14 protein-coding genes are annotated in these 10,708 nt (G+C 64.7%); 9 read left to right on the top strand and 5 right to left on the bottom strand.

The genetic code is table 11. The annotated features are described in order from the left end of the window. Positions 1–899 (top strand): helicase-related protein (locus tag ACKODO_RS10230; RefSeq protein WP_408983336.1); only part of this gene is annotated, 899 nt, incomplete at its 5' end. Here ACKODO_RS10230 and ACKODO_RS10225 read toward each other — a convergent pair. Beyond that, the gene (locus ACKODO_RS10225; RefSeq protein WP_408983335.1) at positions 900–1,211 is read right to left on the bottom strand and encodes a PepSY domain-containing protein; all 312 of its coding nucleotides are present in this window, start codon (positions 1,209–1,211) and stop codon (positions 900–902) included. A gap of 181 nt (positions 1,212–1,392) precedes the next feature. Here ACKODO_RS10225 and ACKODO_RS10220 point away from each other — a divergent pair, with 181 nt between their 5' ends. Then, the gene (locus tag ACKODO_RS10220; RefSeq protein WP_408983334.1) at positions 1,393–1,677 is read left to right on the top strand and encodes a hypothetical protein; all 285 of its coding nucleotides are present in this window, start codon (positions 1,393–1,395) and stop codon (positions 1,675–1,677) included. 316 nt (positions 1,678–1,993) lie between these two features. Here ACKODO_RS10220 and ACKODO_RS10215 read toward each other — a convergent pair whose 3' ends face one another. Together ACKODO_RS10215 and ACKODO_RS10210 are read right to left on the bottom strand one after the other, a co-directional pair. After that, positions 1,994–3,256 (bottom strand): amidase, encoded by a 1,263-nt coding sequence (locus tag ACKODO_RS10215; RefSeq protein ID WP_408983333.1) that lies wholly within the window; start codon positions 3,254–3,256, stop codon positions 1,994–1,996. After that, entirely contained in the window at positions 3,253–3,489 is a 237-nt protein-coding gene (locus tag ACKODO_RS10210) for a DUF2798 domain-containing protein (RefSeq protein WP_408983332.1), read from the bottom strand. Before ACKODO_RS10210 ends, ACKODO_RS10215 begins: the two co-directional genes overlap by 4 nt. 96 nt (positions 3,490–3,585) lie before the next feature. On the opposite strand from ACKODO_RS10210, the gene ACKODO_RS10205 reads away from it, so the two are divergent. The 3 genes from ACKODO_RS10205 to ACKODO_RS10195 all read left to right on the top strand — a co-directional run bounded on the left by ACKODO_RS10205 (position 3,586) and on the right by ACKODO_RS10195 (position 6,000). Further along, positions 3,586–4,818, top strand: a complete 1,233-nt coding sequence (locus ACKODO_RS10205) for an extensin family protein (protein ID WP_408983331.1) — start codon at positions 3,586–3,588, stop codon at positions 4,816–4,818. Between the two features lie 74 nt (positions 4,819–4,892). After that, positions 4,893–5,336 (top strand): hypothetical protein, encoded by a 444-nt coding sequence (locus ACKODO_RS10200; protein ID WP_408983330.1) that lies wholly within the window; start codon positions 4,893–4,895, stop codon positions 5,334–5,336. Next, on the top strand, positions 5,302–6,000 hold the full coding sequence (locus ACKODO_RS10195) for a ribonuclease T2 family protein (RefSeq protein ID WP_408983329.1): 699 nt from the start codon (positions 5,302–5,304) through the stop codon (positions 5,998–6,000). The genes ACKODO_RS10200 and ACKODO_RS10195 overlap by 35 nt, the downstream gene beginning before the upstream one ends. On the opposite strand, the gene ACKODO_RS10190 is transcribed toward ACKODO_RS10195, so the two are convergent. Further along, positions 5,978–6,319, bottom strand: a complete 342-nt coding sequence (locus ACKODO_RS10190) for a hypothetical protein (protein WP_408983328.1) — start codon at positions 6,317–6,319, stop codon at positions 5,978–5,980. The genes ACKODO_RS10195 and ACKODO_RS10190 overlap by 23 nt on opposite strands. Positions 6,320–6,425: 106 nt before the next feature. On the opposite strand from ACKODO_RS10190, the gene ACKODO_RS10185 reads away from it, so the two are divergent. Both ACKODO_RS10185 and ACKODO_RS10180 read left to right on the top strand, forming a co-directional pair. Continuing rightward, positions 6,426–7,268, top strand: a complete 843-nt coding sequence (locus ACKODO_RS10185) for a 23S rRNA (adenine(2030)-N(6))-methyltransferase RlmJ (protein WP_408983327.1) — start codon at positions 6,426–6,428, stop codon at positions 7,266–7,268. A 66-nt stretch (positions 7,269–7,334) separates the two neighbouring features. Next, positions 7,335–7,943 carry a glutathione S-transferase N-terminal domain-containing protein gene (locus ACKODO_RS10180; protein ID WP_408983326.1) on the top strand — a complete coding sequence of 203 codons (609 nt, stop codon included), beginning with the start codon at positions 7,335–7,337 and terminating at the stop codon, positions 7,941–7,943. Positions 7,944–8,018: 75 nt separating this feature from the next. On the opposite strand, the gene ACKODO_RS10175 is transcribed toward ACKODO_RS10180, so the two are convergent. Then, a complete protein-coding gene (locus tag ACKODO_RS10175) occupies positions 8,019–8,651 on the bottom strand; it encodes an outer membrane protein (protein ID WP_408983325.1) in 633 nt (210 codons plus the stop codon). Positions 8,652–8,894: 243 nt separating this feature from the next. On the opposite strand from ACKODO_RS10175, the gene ACKODO_RS10170 reads away from it, so the two are divergent. Continuing rightward, positions 8,895–9,671 carry a glycosyltransferase family 2 protein gene (locus ACKODO_RS10170; protein ID WP_408983324.1) on the top strand — a complete coding sequence of 259 codons (777 nt, stop codon included), beginning with the start codon at positions 8,895–8,897 and terminating at the stop codon, positions 9,669–9,671. Between the two features lie 11 nt (positions 9,672–9,682). Continuing rightward, positions 9,683–10,429: an SDR family oxidoreductase gene (locus tag ACKODO_RS10165; protein WP_408983323.1), complete on the top strand. Its 747-nt coding sequence runs from the start codon at positions 9,683–9,685 to the stop codon at positions 10,427–10,429. Positions 10,430–10,708 lie beyond the last annotated feature (279 nt).

Here is a 10,708-nt window from a genome sequence, read left to right as displayed (position 1 = left end):
TGGATGACCTGCTGGGCGAGGTGCGAAATGTGAGCGCGGCCGGCTATCGCACCCTTGTCACGGTTCTCACCAAGCGCATGGCCGAGGACCTCACGGAATACCTGCACGAGGCGGGCGTGCGCGTGCGCTACATGCATTCGGATGTCGATACGCTCGAACGCATCGAGATCATCCGAGACCTGCGCCTCGGCGCCTTCGATGTGCTGGTAGGCATCAACCTCTTGCGCGAGGGCCTCGACATTCCCGAATGCGGGCTCGTGGCCATTCTCGATGCCGACAAGGAAGGCTTCCTGCGCTCGGAGACCTCGCTGATCCAGACCATCGGCCGCGCGGCCCGCAACGTGGATGGCCGCGTGATCCTCTATGCCGACAACATGACCGGCTCGATGGAGCGCGCGATGGCCGAAACCAATCGCCGCCGCGAGAAGCAGAAGGCCTATAACGAGGCCAACGGCATCACCCCGCAGAGTGTGAAGCGCAATATCGAGGAGATCATCAACTCACCCTACGAGCGCGATCGCGTCACGATCGACAAGGGGCAGGCCGACAAGGCGATCTCCATCGGCCACAATTTCGAGGCGGTGCTGGCGGATCTCGAGAAGCGGATGCGCGAGGCCGCGGCCGATCTCGATTTCGAAAGGGCGGCGCGCATGCGCGACGAGATCAAGCGCCTGAAGGCCACGGAGCTCGCGGTGTTCGAGGAGCCGGGCGCGCGGCAGGGAAGCGTGACGGCAAAGGCCGGCAAGGCCGGTGCCTCGCAATATGGCGCGGCGGCGAACCTCCCGCCGTCCCGGGCCAGTAAACCGTCTCTCGATGCGATGGGACCGGGCACGGATCGCGAGGTGCCACTCTCGGGCACGCCGCGCGCGAAGGGTGGCGGCAAGCCACGCCGGCGCTGATCAGCGCCGGATGGCGCTGGTCGGCAATTCTTCCGGCGCGATGACCTTGCTGGTGCCCGGGTGGATGAGCAGTTCCAGCCTCTGCCCGGCCGCATTGGTCACCAAGGCGGCATAGCAGGCCTCGCTGGTGATGCGCAGGTGGAGCAGCCGATACCCCGACTGCTTCAGGCTCGCCTCGATCTCGTCGAAGGACACCCAGCCGAAGCGCGGCAGATTGGTACAGGGGCCATGGGGCGAGCCGGCAGCAGCGGTGACCGGCTGCCCGAGGACCGCCAGCCAAAGCATCGCACCAGCTTTCATCGCGTTCGACATGGTTTGTGTTTTCCGGGCAAGGAACGGACGGAAATCACTACGCAGAACAACTTAAAGTTGCATTGCTCCAATGTTCTGCATGGCGGGGTCGCAACCGGGTCCGCCCTTGACAAAACGCCGGTTTAGACGTGCAATCGTGCAAGTTCCGAGCGATTTCTCGCGCGTCCCGAAGGGTGCCGTCATGATATCGAAGTGCCGGACCTCGGCCCTTGCGGGCCTCCTCGCCACGGCATGGCCGCTGCTTGGGCCAGTCAGTCTCCACGCGCAGGAAGCACAGGCGCGCCCCGCCAGCGACCGGGTGATCACGCGCGCGCAGCTCAACAGGACGGAATGCACCTGTCGCATGCACGGCGAGAACCTTCCGGTCGGCAGCGAGGTCTGCATGCGGAACAGCCTGTTCCGCTGCCAGATGGACCAGAACGTCACGACGTGGCGGCCGCTTTCCAAACCCTGCCCGCAAAGCTGAGCAGATGCCACAGCATGAAAAGGGTCCCACAGCCTTGCGGCGAGGCCCGGTTCCTGTGCCGGTCGAAACCGGCGAAACTGTCATTCGTGTCTCAGAAGGCACCAAACAGGATGGCGATCAGAAGAACGAACGACGCCAGAAACGCCAGAACATCCAGGCCATAGGTGGTGCTCATGTTGTCACCTCATCACCTATCGATCCTCAAATCTTAAACCAATGGTAACCGCTGGCAATGGCCCATCGTCGCTGCACTGCGAAAAAGCAAATGCCCGGCCTGGAGTTCTGTTCCGCTTTTCAACAGCTTCGCCGGAAATCCTCAGGAGTGATGGGAAAGCGCCTGTTCCAAAAGATGCGCCGCCGCCAGCGTCCGCTGGTCATCGCCGAAGGCGCCGACCACCTGCAAGCCCACGGGAAGCCCGGTCGCCGCATCCTTCCAGCCCGGCACATTCACGGCCGGCAGCCCCAGCAACGTGATGAGCTTATTGAAGGTGGCATCGCCGGTGCTGTCCCGCAATGGCGCGATGCCCGGCGCGGAGAAGGTGAGCAGGACATCGACCTTCTCGAACAGCGGATGCGTCGCCTTTCGCGCCCGGTTCGAGACCGAGCGCGCGGCATCATATTCCGCAAGGCTCACGGAGCGCCCGTGCTCGATGGCGTCACGGAGAATGGGGGAGAGCTTTTCGCGATGCCGCTCATATTCCCAGGTGAGCGACACCGCGCCCTCGTGGTTGTTGATCGCGCGGTGATGCGCATGGGCCTCGGCGAAAACCGGCGCAAGCGCCACCTCGCGGCAAGCGATACCGGCCTTCGACAGCGCCGCGATGGCATGGTCGAGCGCCGCATGCGCTTCCGGTGACGCTTCGCCTGCGAAGGGCTGGCGCGTGATGCCGAAGGTGGGCTGCCCGAAATCGCCGCCATCGACCCGCAGGGCGCGTCCGGTGATCGCCGCAAGCCCGAAGGCGACATCCGCCACCCGCGCGCCGAACAGGCCCAGGGTATCGAGCAAAGGCGCGAAGGGCTTCACGCCCTGGATGGGGATGAGCCGGAAGGAGGGCTTCAAGGCCGCCACGCCGCAGAAGCTCGCCGGGCGGATCACCGATCCACCGGTCTGCGTGCCGAAAGCGAGCGGCATGAAGCCCGCCGCCACCCCGGCCGCCGAGCCGGCCGAGGAGCCGCCGGGCGTGTGGGCCGCATCATGCGGATTGAAGGTCGGCGCGGGATTGAGAAAAGCGAATTCCGTTGTGGCTGTCTTGCCGAGGCGCAGGCCCTGCGCCGCCTCGGTCATCAGCACGATGGGCGCATCCGCCTTCGGCTTGTGCCCCTTGTAGAGCGGCGAGCCATGCTCGGTGGGATAATCGGCGGTATCGATGATGTCCTTGAAGCCGACCGGCAGGCCGAACAACCCGTCATTTCCGGGGATGGCGCGCGCCGCTAGCCGGGCGCGGTCCATGTCGAGAGCGGTGAAGGCGAGGATATCCTTCTCGCGCTCGGAAATGGCTTCCAGCGCGAGTTCGAGCACGGTTGCCGGGTTGAGATCCCCGGCTTCGACAGCCTCGGCCAGATCAAGGGCGCGCATCATGTCTTGGTTCCTTCCAGCCTGGCGACGACGAAGCGCGTGGCGCGCTGGGCAAAGGGCGCGGCAACGAGCGCGGCGAGATAGGCCAGCGGCCAGGCCTTCACGAAAGCCAGCATCCAGCGCAGGACGAAATCGGAAGGCAGGCCCAGGTTGAGCCAGGTGACGAAACCCGTCATCAGGAAAGCCATGATGCCCGCCTGAAAGAACGGAAAAATGAAACGCGCCTTGCCCTGCACCGGACCCTCCCGAACGTGTGAATGGAGAAGAATCTTAACCACCCCGTAACCCTTTCTCTTAAAGGAACCTTACCAAGGTCGAGTCAATTTTCGGGAATGTTGCGTTCCCACCATCCATTCCTGCCTCGGGCCTCCGCGATCCCGCTCCCCGCGCGGTTGGGTCTGGCGGTTCTCGCGAGCGCCGCCTTCCTGTCGGGCTGCGGCTTCTTGCGCTTCGAGCAGCGCGAGGCCTGGCGCGGCGAGGCGGAAATCGCTTGCATGAAGGCGGGCATCGTGCAGGAAAGCGAGTTCGTGCGCATCACGAGGCCCATCGACGGCTCCGGCGCCTGCGGGCTCGACATTCCGCTGAAGGTGCAGGCCTTCCAGATCGACCAGAACATCCTGCAAAGCTTCGCTGAGGCCGGCGCGCCGCTGCAAACCGCGACCGGGGCGGATCTGCGCCTCACGGTCCTGAAGCCGGAAGCCACGCTCACCTGCCCCATGGTCGCCTGGCTCGATGACTGGCTCGCGACAGCCGTCCAGCCCGCGGCCCTGGCCTGGATGGGGCAGGGGGTGAAGGAAATCCGCACGGGCGGCTCCTATGCCTGCCGTCGCCGGAACCACCAGCCGGGCGCGCGGCTTTCCGAACACGCCTTCGGCAATGCCATCGACATCATGTCCTTTGTTTTCGCGGATGGCTCGGTGACAACCGTGAAAGGCGGCTGGCGCGGCGCGCCTCACGAGCAGGGCTTCCTGCGCGATGTGCTGCATTCCGCCTGCGGGAAGTTCCGCACCGTGCTCGGCCCCGGCTCCGACGCCTTCCACTACGACCATTTCCATCTCGATCTTGCGCGGCACGATGCGCGCGGACAGCGCCGCTATTGCCGGCCGAGGTTCGATTCACCGATGCGCCCCTCCTTCCCGCCGTCGATGGGCACGCAGATACCGCCTGCCACGGCCTTCAAGCCCCAGCCGCCTGCGCCCCAGGGCTTCCCGAACAGCGCCTATTCGGCCGCCTCGCCGCCAAAGGTGGCTCTCACGCAGCGTCCCCCGGCGGCACTGGCACCCGCCGGCTCGCTCGATCGCCAGCTCCAGTTGCTGCAGCAGAATGGCGGCGCCCATACCGAGGTGATGGAGCAGGAGGAGGAATTCGACCCGCGCGATTTCGATCTCACCTCCTCGATGCCGGAACTGCCGGTGAACCGCGGTCGTGGCGTGACGCGGCAGCCCCTCCCGGCCCCCGCCGGCGCTTTGCTGCCTTCGGCGCCGCCCCAGCAACCCGCGCCTGCGCGAAACCCGCACCGCGCATCGCAGATTCGGCAGCAGAACATGCCGACGGGGGGGAACTGAACCTTCTTCCGGCTTGACCCGGGCGGATCGGGCGTCCAAATCTGGAGCGATTTTTGCCGCTCCCGGAGTCCGCCATGCGCCGCGCCCCGTTGACTGCCGCCAGCCTGATCGCCCTCACCCTGTCCCTTCCGACGAAGGCGCGCGAGGAAATCCCGGCCGAAAGCCGTTTCGCGCCCTTCTCCGGCGTGGTGGATACCTGCGAATCCCCCGGCGTGCTGGCCAGTATCCAGTCGCGTTTCGCCTCCACCGAGCGCCGCTTCTGGAACAGCAATGCCGAGATCATCGGCTTCGAGCGCATCCAGCAGACAGGCCTGCGCCAGCATGGCATTGATCTCATTCCCCGCCGGACCTGCGAGGCCATGGCCGTGATGGGCGACATGCAGCGCCTAAAGCTGCACTACGCCATCATCGAGGCCAATGGTTTTGCGGGCTACGGCAATCAGGTGACGTTCTGCCTCGCCGGCTATGATCGCAACCTGACGAATGGCGGCGATTGCAGCCGCCTCCCCGGCCGCTGAGGCGATGCTGCGCGCCGTCTTCGTGGCGCTCGCCCTTCTGGTGGCTGGCCTTCCGGCTGCTTCCCAGCCACGCGAAACGCGGGGGGCAGCGATGGGCGATTTCGATTTCTATGTGCTCGCGCTGTCCTGGTCCGCGACCTGGTGCACCATCACCGGCGAAAGGCGCGGCGCGAAGCAATGTGATCCCGGCCGCAATCCCGGATTCGTCGTGCATGGCCTCTGGCCGCAATATGAGCGGGGCTATCCCGCCTTCTGCACGCCCGAAGGGCGCAATCCCTCGCGCCGGGCGATGGATATCGCGGAGGATGTGCTGCCCGATAGCGGCCTTGCCCGCCACCAATGGCGCAAGCATGGGACCTGTTCGGGCCTGCCGCCGGAGGGCTTCTTCCTGGCAACCGGAGCGGCTCGCCGGAAGGTGCGCATTCCTGCGGCACTCGAAGCCCCGCGCGAGACGAGCCGTTTCGCGCCGCTGGAGATCGAGCGCGCCTTTGCCGAGGCCAATCCCGGTCTGCGTCCTGAAATGATGGCCGTGACCTGTGAGCGCGGCATGCTCGAGGAGGTCCGAATCTGCCTTACGAGGGATTTGCGCGCATTCCGCCCGTGCCCGGAGGTGGATCGCGACACCTGCCGGACGCGCGAACTCAGCGTACCGCCATCACGGTGAAGCCCTGACCAGGCGCGCGCGGCGGCTCGGCAAGCTTGTTCACGGGATCAGCCGGCGGAGGTGGCGGCGCGACAGGCTGGACAGGCGCAGGCGCAGGCGCGCGAGGCTGCGTGGCGATGCGCGGCGGCGGTTCCTTCTTCTCGGTGAACTGGCGGAGGTATTCCATCAGCTGAGCAACGAATCCCTGCGGCTCCTCCTGGGCCCGCGCGACTTTTTTTTCCCGGCCGTGACTGCGTTCCATGGCAAATTCCGGGAGCCCGTACCCGTAGCCGAGCGCGAGAGCGCCCAGGATAGGGATGCTGATCCATTTGCTCTTCATGACGAAACCGGTTTTCGGCTGCCCTGGTGATTTCAGATTGGAATATTATGGCATTAAACAGCCTGCCGATCCGTGATGGAAACCAAAAAAATTCGAGCGAATTGCCATGAATTATCGCCACGATTTCCATGCCGGGAATTTCGCGGATGTGCTGAAGCATGTGATCCTCACGCGCATCCTGACGCATCTGCGGTTGAAGCCCGCCCCGTTCCGGGTGATCGACACCCATGCGGGGAGCGGAATCTACGATCTTTCCGGCAAGGAAGCCCAGCGCACGAGCGAGTGGCGCGGCGGGGTTGGGCGCATGGCAGAGCCCTTCAGCCCGGCATCCGAGGCCGTGCTGGCCGCCTGGCGCGAGGCGCTCGCCGCGATCTGCCCGGATGGCCGGCATTACCCCGGCTCGCCCCTCTTCATCCGCCACGGCCTGCGGGAGGAGGATCGCGCGGCCTTCAACGAATCCCACCCGGCGGCCGAGGCCGCCTTGCGCAAGGCCTTGCCGAGGCGCGACGATCGCCTCGCGATCACGGCGCTTGACGCCTACACCATCTGGAACGCGCAGGTGCCGCCCAATGAACGGCGCGGGCTGGTGCTGGTCGACCCGCCCTTCGAGAGCCGCGACGAATTCGAGCGGCTCGCCAGGGGCGTGAAAATGATGGCGCGGAAATGGACCGGCGGCAGCCTTGCCGTGTGGTATCCGATCAAGGATCGCGCCGCAGTCGATGGCTTTGAGAAAGCGGCGGCCGAGAGCGGATTTCCCGATGTGCTCGTTGCGGAACTGCACACCGATCGATTTGATGCCGAAGGGCCGCTCGCGGCCTGCGGGATGCTCGTCGCGAACCCGCCCTACACGCTCGAGGCCGATCTCGCGACCCTGCTTCCGGAACTGGCCGGGCGCCTCGCCACGGGGCGCACCGCCCGCTACCGGCTGGATTGGCTCGCAAAGAATTAAATGATGCTTGCCAGCAGGCCGCTCGCGCGCGAAATCTGCGGGACCAGTCTCAAAGGACATGCTCCCATGCTCACCCTGCGCTCTTCGACCACTTCGCCCTTTGGCCGCAAGGTGAAGGTCGCCGCGCTCGTCACCGGCCATTCCGATAAGTTCAAGATCGTCACCGCCGATACCATGGCGGCGGATGATCCGCTGCGGCGCGACAACCCGCTGGGGAAGATCCCCTGCCTGATCCTGCCGGATGGCTCGGCACTCTATGATTCGCGCGTCATCATCGAATGGCTCGACCACGATGCCGGCGGCGGAAAAGTGATTCCCGCGGATTGGCCGAAGCGCGTCGCCGCCCTGAAGCTGCAGGCGCTGGCGGATGGCATCATGGATGCCGCGATCCTCATGCTCTATGAAGGCCGCTTCCGTGTGGCGGAGAAACACGAAGCGCGCTGGATCGACCACCAGCGCGGCAAGGTGGAACGCGGCCTCGCCGCCCTCGAAGCCGATCCGCCGGTCGCCTCGGCGATGCCGGATATCGGCACGATCACGGTCGCCTGCATGCTCGACTGGATGGATTTCCGCTTCTCCACGCTCGCGGGTGGACAATATCCGAAGCTCGCGGCCTTCCTCGCGGCGATGAACAAGACGATGCCGGGCTTCTCCAAGACCAAGCCGCACGTCTGAGCCCGGAAATGAAAACCCCGGCCTGCGCGAACAGGCCGGGCGCATCCACTGGAGCAGAAATCCCGCTGGCCGCGATCAGAACCTGTAGCTCATGCCGAAACGCAGCAGGTTGTTCTGCACGCTGGTGCGGCGCGCGGCCGGAACCGAGTAGGTCTGGCTCCCGAAACCGTAATGCAGGAACTCCACGCGGGCCGAGACGCGATCGGTCAGCATCGCCTCGATGCCAGCGCCGATGACATAGCCGAAATGGCCCTGATCATCCTTGCCGGTCGCGGTCTTCATGGTGCCGGTCGTATAGGCGAGACCACCAGTGACGAAAGGCAGGAAGCGGTCGAAGGCATAGCCCGCGCGAAGGCGGCCCGAACTCAGCCATTTTTGCCGGAAAGTATCAGAAAAGCCGCGATAATCGATGCCGGTATAGCCGAAATCACCTTCCGCACCGAACACGCCGGGACCCGACTGAAAATTATAGCCCAGATGTCCGCCCAGGCCGAAGCCACCAAGGTTCGCGCCATTCGCCTTGCCCCAGCCGTAATGCGTATTGACGCCGAGATAGATGCCCTGCCAATTCGCAGCCAGGCGCGGATCCGAATAAACGGTAGAAGAATTGCGGCTATTGGGAAAATCAGCCGCAATAGACTTCGCAGGATGCAGCACGCCGACCGTCAGCGCGATGCAGATCAAAGTCGAACGCAGATGTTTGTGCATCGCATTCCTCCTCGTTTGAAATGAATACAGGAGCTGGCGCTCCTTTCATGATTTTTCAGGATTAACACGGCTGTTCACCATGCTGAACAAAAGCCTCAAGAGAAGGCCAACAACTGATTAATCGTGGTGGCGAGCCGTTAAGCCTAACCGCGCGTTACCCATTGAGCCGCCTGCCCTTCGCCGCTTGCCAGCCCGGCAAACGCGTGCGAAGCGAGGAAAACGCGCTCGAAACCGGACGGAACCGTGACCGCCCCGCCCCTCTCGATTTTCATCATCGCGAAGAACGAGGCGGATCGCCTGCCACGCGTGATCGAGGCGGTGCGGCACCTCTCCGACGACATTCTCGTGGTCGATTCGGGCTCGATCGATGGCACACAGGATGCGGCGCGTGCGCTCGGCGCCCGCGTGATCGAGCGGGAATGGCCAGGCTATGGCCCGCAAAAGCGTTTTGCCGAAAGCCAATGCCGGCATGACTGGGTGCTGAACCTTGATGCAGATGAGGTTGTTCCGGCCGATCTCGCGGCGGAAATCGCAGGGCTTTTCGCATCTGGCGAACCGGCGGCGCAGGCCTATGAAATCCGCATTGCCGAGATCTTTCCCGGCGAGGCAGCGCCACACCCGCTCGCCTATGCGCTGGCTCCCGTGCGGCTCTACCGGCGGGATCGCGGCACCTATTCGATCTCGCCCGTGCATGATCGAGTCGATCTTGAGCCCGGCACCCGCGTGGCGCGGCTCAAGGGCACGGTGCATCATTTCTCGGTGCGCTCGATCGGCGACCAGATCGCGAAGCTCAACGCCTATTCCGACCAGCAGGTCGCGGATCTCGCGGCGCGCGGGAAATCGACCTCCACCGCGCGCGTTTTCCTCGAATTCCCGATCGCGTTCCTCAAGGCCTATATCGGTCGCCGGCATGCGGTGCGCGGCACCTATGGCTTCATCACGGCGATGAATTTCGCCTTCTATCGCTGGCTTCGCGTGGCCAAGGATTTCGAGCGTCGCAACCGGGAGCCAAAGAGTTGAGGCAAGGCGGGATGAGGAAGGTCGCGCTCATTACGGGCGGTTCAAGGCGCATCGGCGCGGCCATTGCGGATCGCCTTGCGGAGGCGGGCCATGCCATCGTGGTGCATGGCCGCGAGGCCATCGGCACCGAAGCAAAGGCGGCGGAACTGCGCGGCAAGGGCGCGGAGGCCGCGAGCCTCGTCGGGGATCTCGCCGATCTCGTCAGCCTGCCCTCGCTGATGGAAGCGGCAGCCCTGCCCTTCGGGCCGGTGACCTTGCTCGTGAACAATGCCTCGCTCTTCGAGAAGGACAGCCTCGCAAGCCTCTCGCCGGAGAGCTTCGCGGCGAACCTCGCGGTGAATCTGCAGGCTCCCGTGCTGCTGGCGCAGGCCTTCGCGAAGGCCCTGCCGGAGGGCCGGCCAGGCGCGATCGTGAACCTGATCGATCAGCGCGTCTTCCGGCCCAACCCGCAATTCTTCTCCTACACGCTTGCGAAATCGGCGCTTTTCACTGCCACGCGCACGCTGGCGCAGGCATTGGCCCCGCGCGGCATTCGCGTGAATGGCGTGGGGCCGGGGCCGACCCTGCCGAACATTCATGACGGCATGGAGGGTTTTGCGGCCGAGGCGGCGGGCACCTTGCTGGGGCGCGCCGTGAGCCCCGCGGAAATCGCGGAAGCCGTGCTCTTTCTCGCGCAAGCACAGGCCGTGACGGGCCAGATGATCGCGGTCGATTCCGGCCAGCATCTGGGCTGGCAGACGCCGGATGTGGTGGATTAGAGCATCCGCCCGCCAAGTGGATACCGGCTGGTCGAAGAAAATGCGTGAAACAACAAGAAATGAGAACGGACGATCTCATTCAATCAGATCGGATTCCGCTCTAGAGCGCAAATCGATCTGATTGAATCAGATCTGGCGCTCTATCTTCTTGTTTTCGCATCCGCTTTTTCCGCCAACCGGTATCCACTTGGCGGGCGGATGCTCTAGAGCCGGATCGCCGCGAGCAGGCGCCCGTAATCCGCTTCGCCGCGATGCGTCATGCGGCGGTAGGAATAGAAG

This window comes from Rhabdaerophilum sp. (assembly GCF_046092605.1).
Classification (GTDB): domain Bacteria; phylum Pseudomonadota; class Alphaproteobacteria; order Rhizobiales; family Beijerinckiaceae; genus Rhabdaerophilum.
The sequence above is the reverse complement of the archived record's forward strand: the minus strand, read 5'-3'. Positions and strand labels throughout refer to the sequence as shown.